14 protein-coding genes, 1 tRNA gene and 1 pseudogene are annotated in these 23692 nt (G+C 71.4%); 11 read left to right on the top strand and 5 right to left on the bottom strand.

What is annotated here, in order from left to right; translation table 11 throughout:
- Positions 1-15 precede the first annotated feature (15 nt).
- Positions 16-109 (top strand) — tRNA-Sec (locus J2S43_RS24625).
- Here the strand turns inward: J2S43_RS24625 and selB are convergent.
- Both selB and selA read right to left on the bottom strand, forming a co-directional pair.
- Positions 110-1858, bottom strand: coding sequence for a selenocysteine-specific translation elongation factor (gene selB, locus J2S43_RS24620; protein WP_306833034.1), 1749 nt, complete (start codon positions 1856-1858; stop codon positions 110-112). It lies immediately after the preceding tRNA gene.
- Positions 1846-3123, bottom strand: coding sequence for an L-seryl-tRNA(Sec) selenium transferase (gene selA / locus J2S43_RS24615; RefSeq protein ID WP_306833032.1), 1278 nt, complete (start codon positions 3121-3123; stop codon positions 1846-1848). The genes selB and selA overlap by 13 nt, the downstream gene beginning before the upstream one ends.
- A gap of 162 nt (positions 3124-3285) precedes the next feature.
- Between selA and J2S43_RS24610 the strand changes: the two genes are divergently transcribed.
- Positions 3286-3774: a CAP domain-containing protein gene (locus J2S43_RS24610; RefSeq protein ID WP_306833007.1), complete on the top strand. Its 489-nt coding sequence runs from the start codon at positions 3286-3288 to the stop codon at positions 3772-3774.
- A gap of 226 nt (positions 3775-4000) precedes the next feature.
- On the opposite strand, the pseudogene J2S43_RS24605 reads toward J2S43_RS24610, so the two are convergent.
- Together J2S43_RS24605 and J2S43_RS24600 are read right to left on the bottom strand one after the other, a co-directional pair.
- Positions 4001-4843: pseudogene (locus J2S43_RS24605) on the bottom strand (S1C family serine protease); the annotation flags it as partial.
- Positions 4844-5316: 473 nt separating this feature from the next.
- A complete protein-coding gene (locus J2S43_RS24600; protein ID WP_306833028.1) occupies positions 5317-6246 on the bottom strand; it encodes a hypothetical protein in 930 nt (309 codons plus the stop codon).
- A 79-nt stretch (positions 6247-6325) separates the two neighbouring features.
- Between J2S43_RS24600 and J2S43_RS24595 the strand changes: the two genes are divergently transcribed.
- The 6 genes from J2S43_RS24595 to J2S43_RS24570 all read left to right on the top strand — a co-directional run bounded on the left by J2S43_RS24595 (position 6326) and on the right by J2S43_RS24570 (position 12466).
- Positions 6326-6604: a DUF1707 SHOCT-like domain-containing protein gene (locus J2S43_RS24595; RefSeq protein WP_306833026.1), complete on the top strand. Its 279-nt coding sequence runs from the start codon at positions 6326-6328 to the stop codon at positions 6602-6604.
- A gap of 14 nt (positions 6605-6618) precedes the next feature.
- Positions 6619-8175: a malate synthase A gene (gene aceB, locus J2S43_RS24590; protein ID WP_306833024.1), complete on the top strand. Its 1557-nt coding sequence runs from the start codon at positions 6619-6621 to the stop codon at positions 8173-8175.
- 31 nt (positions 8176-8206) lie between these two features.
- Positions 8207-9385 carry a DUF6986 family protein gene (locus tag J2S43_RS24585; RefSeq protein WP_306833022.1) on the top strand — a complete coding sequence of 393 codons (1179 nt, stop codon included), beginning with the start codon at positions 8207-8209 and terminating at the stop codon, positions 9383-9385.
- Between the two features lie 139 nt (positions 9386-9524).
- Positions 9525-10844 carry an allantoinase AllB gene (gene allB / locus J2S43_RS24580; protein WP_306833020.1) on the top strand — a complete coding sequence of 440 codons (1320 nt, stop codon included), beginning with the start codon at positions 9525-9527 and terminating at the stop codon, positions 10842-10844.
- A complete protein-coding gene (gene alc / locus J2S43_RS24575; RefSeq protein WP_306833018.1) occupies positions 10841-11854 on the top strand; it encodes an allantoicase in 1014 nt (337 codons plus the stop codon). The genes allB and alc overlap by 4 nt, the downstream gene beginning before the upstream one ends.
- 72 nt (positions 11855-11926) lie before the next feature.
- Complete coding sequence (locus tag J2S43_RS24570; RefSeq protein WP_306833017.1) at positions 11927-12466, top strand: hypothetical protein; 540 nt, start codon at positions 11927-11929, stop codon at positions 12464-12466.
- Between the two features lie 285 nt (positions 12467-12751).
- Here the strand turns inward: J2S43_RS24570 and J2S43_RS24565 are convergent, their stop codons facing one another.
- Positions 12752-13240, bottom strand: a complete 489-nt coding sequence (locus J2S43_RS24565) for a CAP domain-containing protein (protein WP_306833007.1) — start codon at positions 13238-13240, stop codon at positions 12752-12754.
- 159 nt (positions 13241-13399) lie between these two features.
- Here J2S43_RS24565 and J2S43_RS24560 point away from each other — a divergent pair, with 159 nt between their 5' ends.
- From J2S43_RS24560 to J2S43_RS24550, 3 genes are all read left to right on the top strand, one after another.
- Positions 13400-13687, top strand: coding sequence for a hypothetical protein (locus J2S43_RS24560; RefSeq protein ID WP_306833016.1), 288 nt, complete (start codon positions 13400-13402; stop codon positions 13685-13687).
- 459 nt (positions 13688-14146) lie between these two features.
- A complete protein-coding gene (locus tag J2S43_RS24555; RefSeq protein ID WP_306833013.1) occupies positions 14147-22594 on the top strand; it encodes an RHS repeat-associated core domain-containing protein in 8448 nt (2815 codons plus the stop codon).
- On the top strand, positions 22591-23682 hold the full coding sequence (locus tag J2S43_RS24550; RefSeq protein ID WP_306833011.1) for a hypothetical protein: 1092 nt from the start codon (positions 22591-22593) through the stop codon (positions 23680-23682). The genes J2S43_RS24555 and J2S43_RS24550 overlap by 4 nt, the downstream gene beginning before the upstream one ends.
- Positions 23683-23692: the final 10 nt, after the last annotated feature.

Genomic DNA, 23692 nt, shown 5'->3' with positions numbered 1-23692 from the left:
GCTAGGCTGCTCACCGAAGGCGATCGAGTGGCTGGTGCCCTCCCCGATCTTCAAAATCGGCGTGACCGAGTCTCTCGGTCAGGCGGGTTCGATTCCCGTCCGCCTTCGCTCATGTCATCTCGCGGGTGTTGTCCGGGAGCCGCCGGGTCAGGCCCGCGCGGTCGAGCAGTTCCAGCAGCGGCACCGCGACGCGGCGGCTGCAGCCGAGGGACCGGCGGGCCTCGCTCACGGTGAACGGGCCGTCCAGGTTGGCCAGGCGGCGGGCGGCCCGGTCGATCGCGTCCGGCATCAGGAAGACGCCGTCGGTCACGCGCAGCAGCAGGCCCGCGCGGACCGCGGCGGCGGCCTCGCGCCTGCCCAGGCCGATCTCGGCCAGGCGGGCGGCCTCGGGTGCGGCGAACGGGGTGTCGCGCAGGTCGCCGGCGATCGTCTCGGCCATGCGGGCCAGCGCGGGCGGCACGCCGGAGCCGGCCGTGACCACGCGACCGTCCCGGTAGGACAGTGGCGCGGTGACCAGCGCCTCCACCAGCGCGATGTCGGGCAGGCCGAGGCGGTGGCGCATCGCCTCGGCGGGCGCGCCCGGCTCCAGCGGGTACTCCTTCGCATATGTGGTCGCCGCGTCCACCAGCCGGGCGCCCAGCGCCGACCAGTGCGCGGGGTCGGCCAGCCACTCGCCGGCCACCGGCGCGACCGTGACCGGCACGCCCATCCGGTGCAGGTCGCCGCGCCGGATCAGGCCGCGTCGGCGCAGCTCGTCGCGCTCGTCCGGCACGCCGGTCATCGTGGCCAGCACGGTGGCGCGGGCGGCAGCGGCACCGCGGCGGCCGAGCGCGGGCGGGGCGACGTCGAGCACGGTGGCGCCGCCGAGCACGCGCGGGCCGGAACGGCCGGGGTCGCGGAGCAGCACCCGGTCGCCGAGGCGCAGCGGCAGCGGCCGGGACAGCCGCACCCGCAGCGTGTCGCCGCCGAGCGGGCGGACGCGGGCGACCACCGCGGCGGAGCCGACGTGCACGGTGACGGACGGCGGCAGCTCCGCGACCGGCACGCCGTCCAGGCGCAGGTCCAGCTCGGCCGTGCCCGCGTACGCCCCGGGCGTGAGCAGCACCGTGCCGCGTCCGGCCGCGTCCCGGTCGACGCCGCGCAGGTTGACCGCGACGCGCGCGACCGGGCCGATCTCCCCGGCCGGCTCGCCGAGCGACTGTAGGCCGCGGACCCGGACCGGACGGCCGTCCATCTCCAGCTCGTCGCCGGTGCGCAGCCGGCCGGCGCCGAGCGTGCCGGTGACCACGGTGCCGGCGCCGCGCACGGTGAAGACGCGGTCCACCCACAGGCGTACCGGCGCGGTCTCGTCCGGCGCGGGCAGCGACGCGACCAGGTCATCCAGTGCGTGGCGCAGTTCCGGCAGGCCGTCACCGGTCACGCCGCTGACCGCCACGGCCGGAACACGGCCGAGCGACGTGCGCGAGATACGGGAGAGCGCGTCGGCGAGGACCGGCGCCGGCGACGCGAGGTCGGCACGGGTCACGCAGAGCAGGCCGTGCCGGACGCCGAGCGCGTCCAGCGCGGCCAGGTGCTCCTCGGACTGCGGCATCCATCCGCCGTCCGCCGCGACCACCAGCATCGCGGCCGGCACCGGGCCGATGCCGGCCAGCATGTTCGGCACGAACCGTTCGTGGCCCGGCACGTCCACGAACGCCACGGTCTCGCCGGACGGCAGCCCGGTCCAGGCGAACCCGAGGTCGATGGTCATGCCGCGCCGCCGTTCCTCGGCCCAGCGGTCCGGCTCCATCCCGGTCAGCGCGCGGACCAGCGTGGACTTGCCGTGGTCCACGTGCCCGGCGGTCGCTACGACGTGCATGCCTTGCGCAATTCCAGATCACGAGCCGCGGGTACGCAGCGCAGGTCCAGCAGCAGCCGCCCGCGCTCGACCCGCCCGAGCACCGCCGGGTCGCCGAGTCGCAGCCGCCGCGCGTAGCGCTCGGGGAGGGACACCGCCCAGGACGGCAGCGTGTGCCCGGGCGCGCCACCGCCGCCGACGACGGCCTCGGTGGCGGCGGCGTGCGCGTCGATCCCGTCCGTGCGCAGCGCCGCCGCCAGCGTCTCGGCTCGGTCGCGCAGCGCCTCCGGATCGGCCGCCAGCGCGGTCAGCACCGGCACGTCCGGGCCGCGCAGCGTCGCCTCCAGCGCGGCCAGCGTCAGCTTGTCGACCCGCAGCGCCCGCGCCAGCGGATGCCGCCGCAGCCGCTCCACGATCGCCGCGCCGCCCAGCAACAGCCCGGCCTGCGGCCCGCCGAGCAGCTTGTCCCCGCTCGCGGTCACCAGCGTCGCACCCGCGGCCAGCGCCGACGCCGCGTCCGGCTCGTCCGGCAGTGCCGGGTGCGGCGCCAGCAGCCCCGACCCGATGTCGGCCACGACCGGAACACCCAGACCAGAAAGATCATCCACGGGTACGGACGAGGTGAACCCCTGCACCACGAAGTTGGACGGGTGCACCTTCAGCACGAACCCGGTCTCCGGGCCGACCGCGTTCGCGTAGTCCGCCACGGTCGTCCGGTTGGTCGTCCCCACCTCCCGCAGTCGCGCGCCCGTACTGACCAGCAGGTCCGGCAGCCGGAACCCGTCGCCGATCTCCACCATCTCGCCGCGGCTGACCACGATCTCCCGGCCCTGGGCGAGCGCGGTCGCGGCCAGCACCAGCGCGGCCGCCCCGTTGTTGACCACGTGCACGCCGCCCGCACCCGGCACCGCGGCCGCCAGCGCCGCCATGGCGGTCCGCCCGCGCCGGGCCCGCCGGCCGTCCTTCAGGTCGAGCTCCACGTCCGTGTATCCGGCCGCCTCCACCATCGCGCTCACGGCGTCCGCGGACAGCGGTGCGCGGCCGAGGTTCGTGTGCACGATGACGCCGGTCGCGTTGATCACCGGCCGCAGGCCCACGGCGGGCAGCGCGCCGACCGCGGCCTCGATCACGTCCTCCGGCGCGATCTCCCCACGCCGGGCCCGCTCCTGCGCGGCCACGACCGCCGCCTTCACCGCCCCGTGCCCGAGCCGCACACCCGCGGCCATCAGCCGCGGATCGGCGAGCGCCGTATCGGTCCGCGGAATCCGCCGCCGGAAGTCGGTCATCCCACGACCGTAGTACAGCCCGACCGACCGCCCCGCTCCCGGCAACCCGGTGGATACCGAGGGCTTACGGGAGGGCACCCGGTCGATTCGTCAGCGTGGCGGCCAGTCGGCCGAATGAACAGGTGTAAGCGAAGAACACACACCGACAGAGATGAGAGTTTCTTGCGCCGCTTCGCCAGCCGGGTCGTTCTTGCCGTTCTCGCTCCCGCCGCCGCTATCGGTATGACGTTGGTCGCTCCGGCGGCGTCGGCGTCCGCCGCCGTGGCGACGGTGACGCTGGAGTCGCAGGTCGTGGCGCTGACGAACGAGGCCCGTGTGAAGGCCGGCTGCAAGAAGCTGACGGTGAACGTCAACCTGGCGAAGGCCGCGCAGGCGTTCTCGAAGGACATGGCGGACAAGAACTTCTTCTCCCACACCGGGGCCGATGGTTCGAACTTCGTGCAGCGTGCGAAGCGGGCCGGATTCAAGAAGACCGCGATGGGCGAGAACATCGCGTGGGGTCACAAGGACGCGCAGGGTGTGATGAAGGGCTGGATGAACAGCCCGGGTCACCGCAAGAACATCCTGAACTGCAAATCGACCCTGATCGGTGTCGGCGCGGCCCGTAACGCCAAGGGCGTCCTGTACTGGACCCAGGAGTTCGGCAAGTAAGTCACAAGGACTGGAAGGGCCCGGGGCGATGAGAGCCGCCCTGGGCCTTTCCGCATAGATCGGGGCGTCCCCCATGTCGCTCCAGCGACAGGGGGGCGCCCCGATCTTGGTTTTGTGGTGACCACGGGAAACCGGCAGAGAGGCCGCCCGCGGCCGAGCGGTGCCCGCGGGAGCAAGCCCATAGCGACCACGCCGGAAGCGGGAAAATCGTCTTTGAAAGGGTTTGTCAGCTTTCGGCGGCGATGAGCGCCTGAGCCACCTCGGAGGCGCGTTCGATCGGGATGGCGAAGCCGATGCCGATGGAGCCGCCGCCCTCCAGCGTGGCGATGGCGGTGTTGACGCCGATGACCTCGCCGGCCGAGTTGACCAGCGGTCCGCCCGAGTTGCCCGGGTTGATGGAGGCGTCGGTCTGTACCGCGGACTGGCGGGTCGCGCCCTCGCCGCCGAGGCGGACGCGGCGGTCGACCGCGCTCACGATGCCCGAGGTCACGCTGCCGGAGAGGCCGAGCGGGGCGCCGACCGCGAGGACGGTCTCGCCGACGCGGAGCGTGCTGGACTTGCCCATCGGGAGCGGTTCGAGCGTCTCGGAGGGGGCGATCCGGAGGACCGCGATGTCCATGCCCGGGTCGGTGCCGATGACGTCCGCGTCGAGGCTCTCGCCGTCCTGGCCGCTGACCGTGACCCGGCTGGCGCCCTGGACCACGTGGTTGTTCGTGATGATGTGCTGCGCGTCGTCGATGACGAAGCCGGAGCCGGAGGAGGCGCCGTCGTCGGTGCGGACCTCGATGGAGACCACGCCGGTGAGGACCTGTTCGGCGGTGCTGGTGAGTTCGCCGTCCGCGCCGACCAGCTGGGTGCTGGTGGAGTCGCCGGCCTGGTTGGTGACGCCGACCCGGTTCGCGCCGTACCACGCTCCGGCGGTGCCGGCGCCGGCCGCGACGGCCACGATGAGCGCGCCGGCCAGCATGAACCGGGGGCCGCGGCGCGGGGCGTCGGTGTCGCGTTCGCTGCGGCGGCCGGCCCGGGTCGGCGCCGCCTCGTAGGGGGTGGTCGCCCACGGGTCCGCGGGCGCATCCCACGCCGATGGGGCGGAGGGAACGGGGGGAGCGGCGGGCGCACGATAGGTGGGGGTGGCGACCGCGGGCCCGGACGCGCCGGAGAAGCCGGCGTACGGGTCGGAGCCGTCGTTCACGACCGGGTACGAGCCGGACCGCGACCCGCGGACGCTGGGATAGGAACCGCTGGCGCCGTACGCGGTGAACGAGCCGCCGGCCGACGCCGGCGGCTCGTACGGGTCGTGCTCGGGGGCTCGCCGCCGGCCGGACCGTGCGGTGGGCTCGTAGTCGTAGCTACCGTAGGTGGCCGGACGCCGCCAGCTCTGCGAGTCCGTGTCGTCTCGCCCCAGCGATGCCATCTGCGCCTCCACGGTTCGTCCACCCCGTCGGGGGTAGATACGGAGAGAAACGCGAAACGGCTCACCGGTGACGATGAAAGATTGCCGTGAGTCAGGTCAGGGCCGGTGACCGGGGCGGCAGCAGGGTCTCAGCCCGCGATCAACCGGCCGATCGTGGTGAGGATGTCGGCGTAGAACGTGCCGTTGACGTCGCGGAAGACCGCGAAGGGCTCGTCCGGGCTGCCGAAGAACGGGCGCAGCGTCCAGGCCAGCTGGGTGCCGACGAAGCCGAACAGGCCGATCCAGATGTAGAGCAGCGTCATGCTGGCCGGCCGATGCCCCGGCGGAAGGTCCGCGGCGGACGGGCGGCGCGGCTGGTGGTACGGCTCCCAGCCGCCGGGAAGCATCCCCTGGTACGCGGGATCGGCCGGCCCGGGAGCCGCCGGCACAGGACCGGCCGGCACGGGAACGGCCGGTAGTGGAGCCGCCGAGGCCCCGTTGGCACCCACCAACGCGGGTTCCGGCTCCAGAACCTCCTCCGAGTTCTCCCGCTCCACCGCCGACGCGACCAGTGCGAGCTTGAGCTGGTGCTCGTTGAACGCGGTCATCCCCGCGGTCAGGAAGCGCAGGCCGACGATCGCGGTCAGCACCAGAATCGCCACGTTGAGCAGCTTGAAGAACGAGTAGCTGTTCGATGTGATCAGGAAGAACAGGCTGATCGGCGCGAACGCCAGCGTCAGCACCGCGGTGACCGTGATCGGCACCATGATCAGCGTGACCGCCTGCATCACCGACAGCCGTGCGCCGAAGACCAGGTTGAACAGGTAGAGCGTGGGCAGGCAGATGGCGAGCGTGGCAAGGAACAGCAGTGGCAGCTTCACGAACGACGAGACGGCCTGGATCCAGCTGTGCGAGGCGCCGAGCACGACGCCGTAGAGCGCGAAGCTGAGCGAGGAACTGGCCAGCATCTGCAGGCTGATCGAGCCGAGGCCGCGTTCGTCGATGATCTGCCGCCACACGCTGTCTCGGTCGCGCAGCAGTCGTTCGATGATCAGCAGCCCGCCGGGGGAGTTCGACACTGAGGCCTCCTAAACGTCGGCTGAGGGTACATCGAAGAAGACGTGTTCCGGGTGCCGGAAAGTTGCGTAGTCTGTGCGCGTGACCGACCCCCGGCTACGCGCATCGGACGCGGACCGGCAGCGCATCGTCGCCGACCTCGAGCGACACACCGCGGCCGGACGCCTCTCCCTGGACGAATTCACGACACGGGTCGACGCCGTGCTCGCCGCCCGCACCCACGGTGACCTGGGTCAGGTGGTCGACGACCTGCCGGCGGAGGCGCGGCCGAGTGCGGATGCCCGTCATCTGCTGATCGCGTTCGCCATCGCCGCGGTGGTCGTCGCACTCCTCGCGGTGATCATTTCGGTTTACCGTTGATGCCTGGAGGGTTCATGACCGAGATCCTCACGCCGGACGCCCTGGCGTTCGTCGCGGACCTGCACCGGCATTTCGCGGCGCGGCGGGACGAGCTGCTGTCGCTGCGGGCCCTGCGCCGGGCCGAGGTGGCCCGCACGGGCAGGCTGGACTTCCTGCCGGAGACCGTGGACGTGCGCGAGGGCGCGTGGACCGTTCCGGCCGCGCCGGCCGACCTCGCCGACCGCCGGGTGGAGATCACCGGGCCGACCGAGCGCAAGATGACGATCAACGCGTTGAACTCGGGCGCGAAGGTGTGGCTGGCCGACCTGGAGGACGCGAACACGCCGCACTGGGCCAACGTGATCGGCGGGCAGGCCAACCTCCACGAGGCGGTGCGCCGGACGATCTCGTTCGACTCCGCGGAGGGGAAGCACTACGAGCTGGGCCCGGGACCGTACCCGACGATCGTGGTCCGGCCGCGCGGCTGGCACCTGGACGAGCGGCACCTCCAGCGGGAGGACGGCAAACCCGCGGTCGGCGCGCTGGTCGACTTCGGGCTGTACTTCTTCCACAATGCGCAGGAGCTGATCGAACGCGGCTCCGGGCCGTACTTCTACCTGCCGAAGATGGAGTCGCACCTGGAGGCACGCCTCTGGAACGACGTCTTCGAGTACGCGCAGGACCACCTCGGCATCCCGCGCGGCACGATCCGGGCCACCGTGCTGATCGAGACGATCCCGGCCGCGTTCGAGATGGACGAGATCCTGCACGAGCTGCGCGACCACGCGTCCGGGCTGAACGCGGGCCGCTGGGACTACCTGTTCAGCATCATCAAGTACTTCCGGGACGCGGGCGAGGCGTTCGTGCTGCCGGACCGCGCGGCCGTGACGATGACCGCGCCGTTCATGCGCGCCTACACGGAGCTGCTGGTCGCCACCTGTCACAAGCGCGGCGCGTTCGCGATGGGCGGGATGGCCGCGTTCATCCCGAGCCGCCGCGACCCGGAGGTCAACGCGGTCGCGTTCGGCAAGGTGCGCGACGACAAGGAACGCGAGGCCCGGGACGGCTTCGACGGCTCGTGGGTCGCGCACCCGGACCTGGTGGCGGTGTGCCAGGAGATCTTCGACGCCGCGCTCGGCGAGCACCCCAACCAGCTCGCCAGACAGCGCCCGGACGTCGACGTCACCGCGGACGACCTGCTGAACATCGCGGCGACACCCGGCGGCGTGACCGACGCGGGCGTGCGCGGCAACGTCGAGGTGGCGCTGCGATACCTGGAGGCGTGGCTGCGCGGCAACGGCGCGGTCGGCATCCACGACCTGATGGAGGACGCGGCCACCGCGGAGATCTCCCGCTCCCAGATCTGGCAGTGGATCCACCAGGGGGTACGCACCGAGGAGGGCACCCGGATCACGTCCGAGCTGGTGCACCGGCTGGAGGACGAGGTGCTCGCGGAGATTCGGGAACAGCTCGGCGACGAGGGTTACCGGGCGAGCCGCTTCGACGAGGCCCGCACGCTCTTCGAACGGGTCGCGCTCGCGGACGACTTCGCGGACTTCCTGACCGTGCCCGCGTACGAACTGATCGACTGACGGTCTCGCTCTTCTGCCTCGAAGGATGGACATGGGACGTCTGGATCCGGAGGCCCTCGCGGAGCTGGACGCGCGGCTCGCGGCGGTGGACACGCACCTGCGCACCCGCTATCCGGGCGACCACCAGAGCCGGCAGCCGGTGCACACGGTCTACGTGCCCGCCGACCGGTTCCACGCCGGCCTGATCCCGGAGTGGGGTGCGATCGCGCGAAGGAGCCTGGAGACCGCGCCGGCGCTGCCTTACCCGCAGGACCTGCACGCCCGCGTCACCGCCAAGCTCACCGACGAGCCGATCGAAGACCTGAGAATCGACTTCGAGGACGGGTACGGCATCCGCGCCGACGACGAGGAGGACGCGGCCGTGGCGGCCGCCGCGAAGGCGTTGCGCAGCGCGGAGGTGACACCCCCGTTCGTCGGCCTGCGCGTCAAGAGCATGGAGGCGCACACGCGGCGGCGCTCCCTCCGTACCCTCGATGCGTTCCTGGATCTCTGGTTCGAAGGCGCGTCGGAGTTGCCGGGCAACTTCGTGGTCACGCTGCCCAAGGTGAGCGACCCCGCGCAGGTCGAGGCGTTCGCGACCGTGTGCGCGCGGCTGGACGCGGCCTACGGGATCGCGCTGCGATTCGAGATCCAGATCGAGACGCCGCCGGCGATCCTGGGCGCGGACGGGACCGCCACGGTCGCCCGCATGATCACCGCGGCGGACGGGCGGTGCACCGGCCTGCACTACGGCACCTACGACTACAGCGCCGCGGCCGGCATCGGCGCGGCCTACCAGAGCATGGATCATCCGGCCGCCGACCACGCGAAGGCGGTCATGCAGGTCGCGGCGGCCGGCACCGGCGTGCGGCTGTCCGACGGGTCGACGAACATCCTGCCGGTCGGCTCCGACGAACAGGTCGCGGCGGCCTGGGCACTGCATGCGCGGCTGGTCCGGCGCTCGCTGGAACGCGGCTTCTACCAGGGCTGGGACCTGCACGCGGCGCAACTGCCGACCCGGTTCGCGGCGACCTACGCGTTCTTCCGGGACGGTGCCGCCGCGGCCCGCGACCGGCTCGCCGCCTACTCGGACCGCCGCGACACCGGCATCCTGGACGAGCCGGCCACCGCCCGCGCGCTGGCCGGATTCCTGCTGCGCGGCCTGCGCTGCGGCGCCCTCGACCCGGACGAGATGGGCGATTTCACCCCGGAGCGCCTCGCTGTTCCATGACGAAACCGGTCCGGTGACACCGGGCCGGCCTGTGACGAAACTGGCCTTGCCGAGAGACCGGATGCCGAGAATCCTGAACTGACCTGTGATCAGTGCCGATCTCCGGGTCCGAGACCACCTCACGCACCTGGAGGCGGAGTTGACGGATTTCGACCTGGTAGTCCGTTCCCGGCGGGCGATCACCCCGGACGGTGAACGGCCCGCCGCGATCGCGGTGCGGGACGGCAGAATCGCGGAGATCACCGACTATCACGCGCCGCTGCACGCGGACCGCGAGGAGGACCTGGGCCGGCTCGCGCTGCTGCCCGGCCTGGTGGACACGCACGTGCACGTCAACGAGCCCGGCCGCACCGAGTGGGAGGGGTTCGCCAGCGCGACCCGGGCCGCCGCGGCCGGCGGCGTCACCACGATCGTCGACATGCCGCTGAACTCGCTGCCGCCGACCACCACGGCCGACGCGCTGACCCTCAAGCGCAAGGCCGCGGCCGGGCGGATCCAGGTCGACGTCGGCTTCTGGGGCGGGGCCGTGCCCGGCAACCTGGCCGACCTGGCCCCGCTGCACGACGCCGGCGTGTTCGGCTTCAAGGCCTTCCTGATCGACTCGGGCGTGCCGGAGTTCCCGCCGCTGACACCGGAGCAGCTGCGCGCGGCCTTCCAGGAGATCGACGCGCTGTTCCTGGTGCACGCGGAGGACCCGGATTCGGTCGGCGGTCACGAGTCCTCGACCAGTTACGCCGACTTCGTGGCGTCGAGGCCGCGCAGCGCCGAGAACACCGCGATCGCCCACGTCGTCGCGGCGGCCCGGAAGACCGGTGCCCGCGCCCACATCCTGCATCTCTCCTCGTCCGAGGCGGTGCCGCTGATCGCGGCCGCGAAGGCCGACGGGGTGCGGATCACGGCCGAGACCTGCCCGCACTACCTGGCGCTGACCGCGGAGGAGGTGCCGGACGGCGCCACCGAGTTCAAATGCTGCCCGCCGATCCGGGACGCGGCGAACCGGGACGCGCTCTGGGCCGCGCTGGCGGACGGCGTGATCGACGTGATCGTCTCCGACCACTCGCCGTGCACGCCGGAGCTCAAGCGCGCGGACACCGGCGACTTCGCCGCGGCCTGGGGCGGGATCGCGTCGCTGCAGCTCAGCCTGCCGATAATCTGGACCCAGGCCCGGGAGCGCGGCCACTCGCTGAACGACGTGGTCCGGTGGATGGCCTCCGGCCCGGCCGCGCTGGCCGGTCTGGGCGCGAAGGGCCGGCTGGCGGTCGGCGGTGATGCTGACCTGGTCGTCTTCGACCCGGACGCCACCCAGCGCGTCGACGTCGAGCGCCTGCAGCACCGGAATCCGGTCTCGCCGTACCACGACAAGATCTTGACCGGGGTGGTCCTGGGCAGTTGGTTGCGCGGCAATCCCACGGTCGGCGAGCCGGCCGGGCGTCTCCTGCACCGGGAAGGGGTGAAATGACCGACTGGCAGCAGATGCCCGACCTGGCCGCGCGCGGGCTCGGCGGCGGCGTGGTGCACGCCAGCGACGAGTTCTTCGCGTTCGCGGCCGATCTGATCAACGACCACGCGCCCACGTTCACGCCGCAGAGCTTCGGCGCGCGCGGCCAGCTCTACGACGGCTGGGAGACCCGCCGGCGGCGGCCGCGCGGCACCGGCGACGACCACGACCTCGCGATCGTCCGGCTGGGCGCGCCCGGTGTGATCCACGGCGTGGTGATCGACACCGCGTTCTTCACCGGCAACTACCCGCCGGCCGCGTCCGTCGAGGCGTGCCGCCTGCCTGGGCATCCGTCGCCTGCGGAGCTGCTGGCCGCCGACTGGATGCCGGTCCTGACCCGGTCCGCGCTCAAGGGCGACACGCGGAACGCGTTCTCCGTGCCCGCCGACGACCGCGTCTGGACGCACGTGCGGCTGCGGATCTACCCCGACGGCGGCGTGGCCCGGCTGCGCGTGCACGGCGAGGTGGTGCCCGACCCGGCGCTGCTGCCCGAGGTCTTCGACCTGGCCGCGGCCGAGAACGGCGGCACGGTCACCGCGTGCAGCAACATGTTCTACGGCTCCGCGCCGAAGATGCTGCTCCCCGGCCTGGCCCGGTCGATGGGCGAGGGCTGGGAGACGTCCCGGCGCCGCGACGACGGCAACGACTGGGTGCTGGTCCGGCTCGGCGTGCCCGGCCGCATCCAGCTCGCCGAGATCGACACGTCGCACTTCAAGGGCAACGCGCCCGGCGAGTTCCGTCTGCGCGGGATTCCCGACGTGCGCTCTCTGGAGGCGCCCGCCGACTGGATCGAGCTGCTGCCACGGACCCGCGCGCAGCCGGACACCCGGCACCGGTTCGCGGTCAGCGACGCGCCCAAGGTGACGCATGTGCGACTCGACGTCTACCCGGACGGGGGCGTGGCGCGGTTGCGGCTGTGGGGCAGCATGCCGGAGAAGCAGCGGCGTCGCCTGGCGGAGCGGCACTTCTGAGTTTCGTACGCCTGTCGGGTAGGTTCTCAGGGTCCGCGTGCCACGCGGCCGATTGAAGGAGCAGCTCACCCCATGGGTAAGAAGACCGTCCACGTGTCCGACTTCAGCGGCGCCGTCATCGACGACGACGCTGATGTGGTGCGCATCGTCGTGCTCGAGCACCCCGACCTGATGACCGGGCCGGTGCAGCTCGAGGCGCTTCCCACCGAGGTGGAGAGCATCGACGACGCCGCGCTGGACGTGGTGGTGGTGGACATCTTCGACGCGCACGGCGACGGCGAGGCCCGGAGGGTCACGCTTAACGCCAGCGAGTTCGACGCGCTCGCCACCGGCACGCCGATGGCCGACGTGCTGAAGACCGCGGAGCGGGTCAAGCCGCCGAAGCAGGCCCGCAAGGCCCCGGCGGACAAGCTCGACTACGCCACCCTGGAGCACGCCGGCAAGCCGCACCGGGGCCGGACCACGGACGAGGAGGCGGAACTGGTCCGCGAGAACCTCGACAAGATCAACGAGCGTCTCGCGACCGAGGGCATCCGCCTCATCGACCCGGCCAACCCGGAGCACGCCGCCCGCTACGGCTTCCCGGAGCCGGCCGAGGCCGCAGAGGCTTAAAAGCCTTCAAAGGCCGATTTTCCCGCTTCCGGCGTGGTCGCTATGGGCTTGCTCCCGCGGGCACCGTTCGGCCGCGGGCGGCCTCGCATCTCGGAGCGAACACGCTCTTCGTTCGCGCCGAGATGCGGCACTTCCGGGCTTTTGTGCAGGCACGGCCGGTTTGCCGGTGGTCACCACAAACCAAGATCGGGGCGTCCCCCATGTCGCTCCAGCGACATGGGGGACGCCCCGATCTATGCGGAAAGGCCCGGGGCGGCTCTCATCGCCCCGGGCCATTCCAGTCCCTTACTTGCCGAACTCCTGGGTCCAGTACAGGACGCCCTTGGCGTTACGGGCCGCGCCGACACCGATCAGGGTCGACTTGCAGTTCAGGATGTTCTTGCGGTGACCCGGGCTGTTCATCCAGCCCTTCATCACACCCTGCGCGTCCTTGTGACCCCACGCGATGTTCTCGCCCATCGCGGTCTTCTTGAATCCGGCCCGCTTCGCACGCTGCACGAAGTTCGAACCATCGGCCCCGGTGTGGGAGAAGAAGTTCTTGTCCGCCATGTCCTTCGAGAACGCCTGCGCGGCCTTCGCCAGGTTGACGTTCACCGTCAGCTTCTTGCAGCCGGCCTTCACACGGGCCTCGTTCGTCAGCGCCACGACCTGCGACTCCAGCGTCACCGTCGCCACGGCGGCGGACGCCGACGCCGCCGGAGCGACCAACGTCATACCGATAGCGGCGGCGGGAGCAAGAACGGCAAGAACGACCCGGCTGGCGAAGCGGCGCAAGAAACTCTCATCTCTGTCGGTGTGTGTTTTTCGCTTACACCTGTTCATTCGGCCACCCCGCCGCCACGCTGACGAATCGACCGGGTGCCCTCCCGTAAGCCCTCGGTATCCACCGGGTTGCCGGGCTCGGCGCGCGGAGATCAGGGCTAGGGTCGCGGCGTGATACATCCGCATGGGGAACGGTGGCTCCTGCGCGGTGACATCGGCGGTCGTGCGCCCGGCGACGACGAGACACCGCTGGCCGGATGCCTTGATCTCGACGGCGTGTTCGTCGATCTTCCGCCCCGGCCGCACGAACGGTTCACGCTGGTGGACTGCGTGCCGGAAGGTGCGCTCGCGGACGCGCTGCGAGAGCCGGGCCGACGAGCCGCTGCCGACCTTGCTGCTTCCGATCGTGGACCTCTGGCGCTCCGGCCAGCCGGAGTGACCGAACCGGTGGACCGGTAACGACCGGCAGACGCGCGAGCACTGGCTGCGGACGGCGCTCGCCCACCAGCGGCAGGGCGACGACCGGCCACCCGTCGTCGCTAGCGCTCCTCCCTAATGGTTCGTGGGTGAATGACGCGTTGCGCGTCGTCGGCGGTTCTTCGTCAGCCGGCCGCTCGGACGCGCCGCCACGAGGACGTTCGAACCCCTGGTTCGCCGGTCAATCCGTTGTCTGGCAACGGCCTCGGCGACGCGACGCGACGCGACGCGACGCGCGTAGTGCCGCCCCCCATCCGGGGCCGCGATGGCCAGTAACACTAACTATGGTTTCCGATGCGTCGCACTGCTAATGTCACGCGTCGCAGGCAGTGGATCACCGTCCGAACTGGTCGGTCCTGAGTGTTCTGTCCTTGCGACCGGACCGACGGGGAGACAGCTGTGATCGCATGGCGTCGCGTTCTCGCGTGCGTAATCGCCGGAGTGCTGGTAGGACAGGGCCTGGAGGTGCCACCCGCGCTCGCTGTGGCCGCCGCGGAGCCGCAGCCCGCCCGGCCGGCCGGCGCCTTCGACTCGGCGCCGGAACCGCGCGCGGGACGGGCACCGGCCGACGGGGAACACACCCTGCCCACCGGTGCCACGGATGCGGCACCGCCGGTGACCGGCCGGGTCGGCGTGCGACCGGCGGGCGCCGTTCCTGACCGGCTGGCCGTGCCGCGGACCGAGCGCCCGGTGACCGCCGTCCCGCAGCGGATTCGCCCCGAGACGACCCGGACGGCCGCACCGGGCAGCAGCTACGACGCGGCGACCAGCACGCTGGTCGCGCAGCCCGACGACGGGATCCGCCTGTTCAGCAACGCGGACGGCACCATGACCGCGCTGATCGCGGCCGGCACGGCGGTCCGGACGGACGGCGACACGTTCGTGATGAAGGACGCCGGTGACCAATCCGGCTCACTCGACCTCCAGGTCGGCACCCAGGACGGTGGCGTGCACATCGGCCGGGCCTACGTGGACTTCGGCAGCCTTTCAACGGCGCTGCGGAACAAGTACGTCAACGGTGCCGCACTCACGCTCTACAACACCTGGTCGGCGTCGTGCACGCCGACGCCGGTCACCGTCTACCGCGTCGGTGAGCCGTGGTCGCCGTCCGCGGCGCGCTGGCCCGGAGCCTCCGTCAACGGGGCCTACGAGACCCGCTCCTTCGCGCACCAGGGCAGCTCCGCGACGTGCGGCCCGGCCTGGGAATCGCTGGCGGTCAACGCCGACGACGCGACCGGGTGGACGCACGGCCGGCCGTTCCACGGGCTAAGCGTGCGTGTCCCCAACGAGAAGGCGAACTCCCAGTTCAAGCGCTTCGCGGCCGCGGAGAGCGCCAATCCGCCGCAGTTGAGCATCACCTACTCCGACGAGGGCGCGGCCTATGCGGTGGACGAGGTGCTGCTGCCGACCAACGTCACCGCCGGGGAGGCCACCGTCACGGTCACCAACCAGGGTGGCAGCACCTGGGCGGCGGGCGGCGGCTTCAAGCTCGGCGCCGTCATCAAGCGGGGCACGACGACCGTCGCCACCGGGACGAGGATCGCGCCGTCCGCAGCGATCGCCCCGATGGCATCCGGCACCATCAAGGTGCCGCTGCCGGCCGTCACGCCCGGCGACTACACGGTCGAGATCCAGATGTACAACGCGGCTGGAACCGCCTTCAACAGCGCGTACGGCGTACCGATCGGCACCTTCCCGATCAAGGTGAGCAACGTGCTCCCGGCGTCGAACTATCAGCAGCCCGGCTCCGGTGGCGTGGTGGAGACGATCACCCCGACCCTGTACGCCGAGGGCACCGACCCGGATAACTGGCCGTCCGGCGCGAAGCTCACGTACGACTTCAGGATCTGCTCCGGGACGCCGGAGAAGCCCACCGACTGCAAGACCTCCGGCTTCACCGGCCGGACGTGGACCCCGCCGGCCCTGAAGTGGTCGAGCACCTACTACTGGTGGGTGCGTGTGCACGACACCATCGGTGCCGGACCGTACGCGGGGCCCCTCACACTCACCACCCGGGTGCCGCAGCCGGCCATCACGTCCAACCTCGCCGGAAACCCGCACGGCGCGCAGGCGCCGGGTGTCAACCCCGGTATCGGCAACTACTCCACCGTGGCCACCGACGCGTCGGTCGCCACGGTCGGCCCGGACCTGACCGTCACCCGCACCTACAACAGCCTGGATCCGCGGCGGGACAACGCGTTCGGCACCGGATGGTCGTCGCGGATCGACACCCGGCTGGCCGAGGACCGGATCGCGGGCGCGGCCACCGGTGCCAGCGTCGTGGTCACGCTGGCGACCGGCCGGCAGGTGCGGTTCGGCCGTAACCCGGACGGCTCCTACGCACCGCCGCAGGGCCAGGCGCTGACCCTGGTTCGTGATCAGGCCACCGCCACCTGGACGCTGCGCGACGCGACCGGTGACCGCTGGGTCTTCGACGCGCTCGGCCGCCTGGCCACGCTGATCGACCAGGACGGTCTCACCGAGACGCTGCGCTACGGCCCGGACGACCGGGCCGTCGAGATCGTCAACGACGTCAGCCGCCGGCGGCTCACCCTGAACTGGTCGGGCGGGCACGTCACCGGCGTCCGCGCCAACGACGGGCCGATGTGGACCTACGGCTACGACGGGGACCGGCTGACCTCCGTCTGCGGGCCCGACCCGGCCCCGAACTGCACCCGGTACGAGTACACGGCCGGTAACCACTACCGCACCGCGATCCTCAACGACAGCCCGCGTGCCTACTGGCGGCTCGGCGAGACCTCCGGGCCGTCCGCCGCCAGCGTGTCCGCCCGCTCGCCGGGCGCCGACGCCGGAACGTACACCGGCGTCGTGCTGAACGCCGACGGCGCCATCGGCGGCAGCACCGACCGTGCGGCCGTCTTCGACGGTGTCAGCAGCCGCGTCGCGCTGCCCGCTAAGCTGACCAGCGCGTCCATGTCAGCGGCGGTCGAACTGTGGTTCAGGACCACCGAGTCCGGCACGCTCCTCAGCTCCCAGGCCGGCCAGCCGTTCCCGGCCGCCGCCACCGCATCGACGCCCGTGCTGTACGTCGGGGTGGACGGGCTGCTCTACGGCGGTTTCGCCGTGCCCGAGCCGGACGGTCCGCGGCAGGCCGTCAGCGACGCCGCCGTCAACGACGGCCGGTGGCACCACGCGGTGCTGTCGGCCTCGATCGACACGCAGACCCTCTACGTGGACGGCGTCGCGCAGAGGACGGTCGCGTCCGGGGTGATCGACCACGACGAGCAGACCCAGTACACGCTGGGCGTCGGGCACGGCAAGGACTGGCCGGCCACCAACGGCGAGGCCTTCCACTTCGACGGGGTGATCGACGAGGTCGCGGTCTACACCAACTCGCTGAGCGCGCTCTCGGTCGCCGGGCACTACGCGGCCAGGACCGGAACCGACGTGCTCACCGGCGTCGTGCTGCCGCAGGACGCCCGCCGCTTCGCCACGATCGGGTACGACAACGTCGCCGACCGCGTCCGCACGCTGACCGACAGCTGGGGGCGCGCCTGGACGCTCGACGCGCCCACCCCCAACGGCGGCATCGGCGTCATCGGCCTGCACGGCCCGTACCCGGACTGGACGTACCAGGTCGACTACGACCACGGCGGCCGGATCATGTCGGTTAAGCACGACGGTGCCGGGACGTTCTACGACTACAACACCGCGGGCTTCCTCGCCAGGGTCACCGACCCGAACAACCACACGGTCTCGTACACCACCGACGCGCGCGGCAATGTGCTGTCCACCCAGACCTGCCGGGCCGTCGGCGCGTGCCACACCGGCTACTCGACGTATTACCTCAACACCGCGAATCCGCTGGATCCCCGCAACGACAAGGTGACCTCACGGTCCGATGCTCGCTCCACCGGGCCGGCGGACACCACCTACCGCACCGTGTTCGAGTACGACGAGGCCGGCCGGCTGACGAAGACCGTCTCCCCGAAGCCGGCGGGCGTCACCATAGCGCCGACCGAGACGTGGACGTACGCGCGCGGCACCGAGCCTGCGGACGGGGGCGGTGTCGTCCCGGCCGGGTCGCTGCTGCAGCACGTCGGCCGGCGCGGTCAGCTGACCGGCTACGCCTACCGCGCCAACGGTGACCTGAGCGTGCAGACGTCCCCGCGCGGGCTCCGGACCTCGTACACCTACGACGACCTGGGCCGGGTCACGGCCGTCACCGAACGCAACGGCGGCGACGTGATGCTGTCCAGCCGCGCCGTGACGTACACGCCGGGCGGAGACGTCAAGACCGAGACCGGACCGCCGGTGCGCAACGCCGTCACCGGGGTCACCCACCAGAAGGTCAGCACCTACGAGTACGACGGCAACGGCAACACCCTGTCGGTCACCGAGTCCGACGCCACCGGCGGCGACCCGGCACGCACCGTGACGTACGCCTATGACGCGCACGACCGACTGGTCAGCACGACCGCACCCGGCGGCGCGGTGACCACCACCTCGTACTCACCGGACGGGCTGAAGATCACCACCACCGACCCGGCCGGCATCCGGTGGTCGAGCCTCCACGACGACCAGATGCGGCTGCTGACAAGCACCGCCGAGGGCCCGGGCGTCGACCCGCAGGACTCCAGGGCCACGCTGCTCACGCTGGAGTGGCGCGGGTACGACCCAGCCGGCCGGCTCGCCCAGCACACCGACGCGGCCGGGCGGATCACCCGGTATACGTACTACGACGACGGGCTGCTCGCCTCGTCGTACCGGCCCGCGTTCACCGGCGCGGACGGCCGGACCCGCGACGTCACGCTGGAACAGGTCACCTACGACCCGGCCGGCAACCCGGCCCGGCGCACCGCGAACGGCGTCACCACCGCCTACACCTACGACCCGGCGGGCTTCGTCGCGCAGGAGACCGAGGACCCGGACGGGCTGAAGCGCACCGTCACCTACCAGCGTGACGCGGACGGGAACCCGGTCCGCGCGGACGCCACCGGCGCGGCCCAGCCCGGCCGGACCGAGACCGTCCGCAGTGAATACGGCCCGGACAACCAGGTCGCCACCGCCGAGGTGGCGCTCGACGGCGGCGGCACGCTCACCAGCGCCGTCACCTACGACGAACGCGGGCTGCCGCGCACCAAGCGCAACGCGCGCCTGGCCACCACCGACTACGAATACGACGCGAACGGCGCGCTGACCAGGACCGTCGCGCCGGCCGTGGACACCTGGACCAACGGCGTCAAGGCCACGAACATCCGCCCGGCCGAGGTCACCGGCTACAACACATTCGGCGAGCCGACCGAGGTCCGGGAACCGGCCGGCGCGGTCACCAGCAGCGCGTACGACCTGGACGGCCGGATGGTGTCGGTCACCGGGCCCGCCCACGCGCCGCCCGGCCGGGTCACGATCATCCCGGTCACCACCTTCGAGTACGACCGCCTGGGCCGGATGAGCAAGACGACCGACCCGCTGCAGGGCGTCTTCGAGACCGGCTACGACCCGCACGGCAACGTGCTGACGGAGACACTGCCGCCGGTCGGCGACGCGCCGTCCACCACGACGTACCGGTACAGCCGGGCCGGTGAGCAGCTGTCCGTCACCTCGCCCGTCGGCGTCCAGACGCTCGGCTCCTTCGACGACCTCGGACGGCAGATCACCGCGACCACGGTCGAACGGGAGCCGGCGCCGGTCTCCTACCTGACCACCACCACCGAGTACGACGACGCCGGCCGGCCGGTCCGCACCACCAGTCCGCAGGGGCGCACCACCCGGATGACGTACAACGGCGCCGGGGAACTCGCCACGATGACGGACCCCGCGGGACTGACCACTACCATCGACTACGACATCGCCGGCCGGATCCGGGCCCAGACCGACCCCGGCGGCCTTACCGTCGCCACCACCTTCGACCTCGCGGGCCGGACGGTCGCGGCCGAGCAGCGTCGCGGCGATACGGTGCTGCGCACCACCGTCAGCGAGCTTGACCCGAACGGCAACGTGCTCTCCTCGGTCAGCGGCGAGGGACGCCGGAGCACCTTCGAGTACGACCTCCTCGACCGGCTCGTCGCCCAGAACACCGACGCCGGTGGCGGCACGGTGCTGCGCGTCGAGACCGGCTACGACGTCGCCGGGCGGATGACCCGGTACGTCGACGGGAACCGGAACGTCACCGGGTACACGTACAACGTCTGGGGCCTGACCGAGTCGACGATCGAGCCGGCCACGCCGAGCACGCCCGACCCGGCGCAGCGCACCTGGACCATCGGCTACGACGCGGCCGGACAGGCCGTCACCACCCGCCTGCCCGGCAACGTCGTCCGTACCCAGGAGTACGACGCCCAGGGCCGGCCCACGATCGAGCGCGGCACCGGTGCCGACGCGGCGACCCAGGACCGACGGCTGGAGTACGACGCGGACGGCCGGGTGGTACGCATGTCCGGCGCGGCCGGGGATACCACGTTCCGCTACAACGACCGGGGCAGCCTGGTCGAGACCGGCGGTGCGAGCGGCCGCAGCGTCTACGGCTGGTCCGGCGACGGCGACATGGTGCTGCGCACCGACGCGGCCGGGACCGCCACGTTCACCTACGACGGTGCGGGACGGCCCGCGTCGTTCACCGACCCGGTCACCGCGCGCACCGTCGACTACGCCTACGACGAGGCCGGCCGGCTCGGCTCGGTCACGGACCGGGCGGTCAGCCGGACGGTGCGGCGCGTCCTCACCTACGACGAACTCAACCGACTCGCCACCGACCAGGTGCAGCAGACGATCAACGTCGGCCTGCCCCCGCGCGTGCTGCTCGGCAACGACTACGGCTACGACAAGGACGGCAACGTCACCGGCAAGAAGGTGTACCAGCCGTCCGGGACCACGGCGAACACGTACACGTACGACGGCGCGAACCGGCTGTCGACCTGGACCACCGGAGGCACGACGACGGCGTACACGTTCGACGACGCGGGCAACCGGACCGGCGTGGGCGCGGCGACAGCGGCCTACAACGCGCAGAACCAGCTCGTCGACGACGGTACGAGCACGTACACGTACACGCCGCGCGGCACGCTCGACACGGTCACGCCGAAGAACGGCACCGCCGGCGTCCGCAACCTCGCCCACGACGCCTTCGAACGATTGATTACGGACGGCGCCACCACCTACGGCTACGACGCGCTCGACCGGCTCGCCACCCGCAACGGCGCCGGCGGCCTCAGCTACGACGGCACCGGCAACCAGCTCGTCTCCGACGGCACGCAGGTGGTCAGCCGGGACGCGCTCGGGGCGCCGTTCTCCGACCGGGCGGTGACCGCGGCGACCGGCCGGATGCTCTTCACGGACCGGCACGACGACGTCATCGGCCGGTACCTGTCGGCGGGCGCGGGTGACACCCGCACGTACGACCCGTTCGGCAAGGTCATCGCGGCGAGCGGGGAGACACCGGCGCTCGGCTACCAGGGCGGGTGGACGGACACGTTCACCGGCGCGGTCAACATGGCGTCGCGCTGGTACGACCCGGCGTCCGGCACGTTCCTCAGCCGGGACACGCAGACCAACGCGCCCGGGACGAACGGCAACGCCAACCGTTACGCGTACGGCAACGGCGACCCGGTCGGCAACACGGACCCGACCGGCCACGCGGTCCTCATCGGCGAGATCGGCAACCGCACCATCACCGCGCCGCCGACGGCGCCGACCAGATATGTGCTCCCCAAGGAAAACCTCCCGGCCTATGCACCAAGGGTGACGGCCCGACCGCCGAACCCGATCGTCCCGCGAGGGGTCCGCAACGTCACCCGCAAGACCCCGTGGACCGTGATCCCCACAATCCTGTGGGAGGTCCTCGTCGAGGACGGCGCGCCCACCGGAGGCATGTGCCGCACCCCCGGTGGCGCGGAGCATGACTCCAGCCAGGCGATCTGCCAGCCGAGGAACTGGTGCAAGATGGGCTACACCTGGTTCGTCGAGTGCCAGAAAGGCGCCGACGCCGGAACCCGGCCGGGCAGCGGCACCCAGCCCGGAAACGGAACCGGGAATGGGGCCGGCCGAGGCGGCTTCCTCAGCGTCCTCGCGTTCTGGATCGGCGCGCTGTTCCAGCTCGGCACCACCGGCTTCGGCAGCGCGGGCGGCGGCTCCGGCGCACCCGGCGGCGGTGGCCTCGGCGTCGGCGGCTACCTCCCGTATCCACCCCCACCGCCCCCGCCGTGGATCCCGCCGCTGCTGATCGCGAACCCGCCGCCCCCGCCGGGCTCCCAGGTCAAGCCCCGCGTCCCGATCCTCGTCGTGGACCGTCCCGGCACCACCCGCGTCGACCCCGGCCCGGACCTCACGTCCAAGGCCCTGGAGGTCACCAACATAGTGACGCTCCCGGCCAGCCCTCTGGTGCAGGAATTCATCGACGCGGCCGGAAAAGTTCACTACGACAACGAAAGGGTGGTTGCGACCGACGGGAGGAACGATCCGAATCTGGCGGCTTACGACAAGAACCGGGATCGGTGCCTCACCAGCAGGTCGGCGTCGTCTTTGCCTACGTACTATCCGTTGAGGGGCGGGGTCGCTTCGGCTGCCGAGGCCTGTTACAAGGGTGGCTATATCCCCGAGGGAACCGCTGCCAAGTTCACACCTCGCGGATATCGGAGCGGGAACGGAATGGCGCGTGGCCACCTGATTGCGAACACGCTCGGTGGAAGCGGCACGGATCCGAGAAACATCGTTGCCATCTACCAGAACAGAGTGAACTCCAGCGCCATGTGGCACGGTACCGAACAGGTGGTTCGCAGCTGGGTGCAGAGCGGTGAAACCGTCTATTATCGCGTGCAGCCCGAGTTCCGCAATAACGATCCCAGGGGCTATCCGGTTCCGACCTTCATCAACATCGTCGTCGCCAGCAAGCGGGGCAGCGTCTACATCAGAATCGAGAACAAACGGTGAGTGAGAACATTTTGGCATTGCGTCAGGCGGTGGGCTGGGAAGGCGCCGAATCGGCGGTGGACTGGCGTATTCTCGAGACCGAGATCGGCATTCCTTTTCCACGTGAATATCGGGCACTGGTCGACGCGTTCCCGCCCGGTGAGTTCCAGACCTTCCTGAAAGTCCTGCACCCGGCGGCTTTCGCCGGCGCGGCTGAATTCCGTCGCGAGATCGCCGGTTACGCCGCGATCGTCGCCGACTGGGCGCGGGAACAGCCGGGCACTCATCGGGTCTATCCGACCGGTGACGGGCTGATCCCATGGGCGATCGTGGGCTTCGACTACGTGCTCTGCTGGCAGCCGGGCGCCGGCCACCCGGACACCTGGCCGACGATCATCTGTAGCAGCGGACGGGAGCCCTGGCCGGTCGTCAACCTGCCGACGGCGGCTGCGGTCGCCGCGGTGGTGACCGTGCCACCCGTCATCGAGGTTCTGGCATACATCGCGGAGGAGGTCCAGCCGCCGGAATTCACGCCGCTTGACGGGTTCGAGCCCGCTCCGGAGGAAGGAGTATCCAAGCCGGACGGGCACTATTGGATCGAGCAGTTGCAGCCCTACACGCCCCGGATCCTCGAAAGCGTCTCGGCTCGCACCCTAGCGCCGTTGGTCCAGGCCGTCGCGGTGCGCGGCTTCAGCCCGAACAAGCTGTTCACACGGGCGCGTCAGATGCTGCCCAGCGATTACCGCAACATCGTCGCCACCCTCGGCGTGGTGACGGTCGGGCCTGCCAGGCTGTGCGTGCCGGACGGCTCCGACCACGACTTCTTCGCGGTCGGCGAAGCTCTTAGCAAACGGGTCGCCGCTGAGCGAAAGCGTGGCGAAGGCCCGCACGGTACGATCCACCCCGAGTCCGACGGCCTGATGCCGTGGGGTCGCCTCGACGGCGGCGGCTACCTAGGCTGGGCCCGGATCTCCGGCGATTCCTACGAATGGCCCGTGGTCGCGCTCGACGCCTCGCTCCGCCACCACGTGGCGTACCCGATGTCGGTTTCCCGGTTCCTTTATGAACTCGCCACGAACCCGGACGGGGTCGTGTTGCCGCCGGCCTGAGCCGGCACGT

The organism is Catenuloplanes nepalensis (assembly GCF_030811575.1).
Classification (GTDB): domain Bacteria; phylum Actinomycetota; class Actinomycetes; order Mycobacteriales; family Micromonosporaceae; genus Catenuloplanes; species Catenuloplanes nepalensis.
Note: the sequence above shows the minus strand (reverse complement) of the source record. Positions and strands in the feature narration are given on the sequence as shown.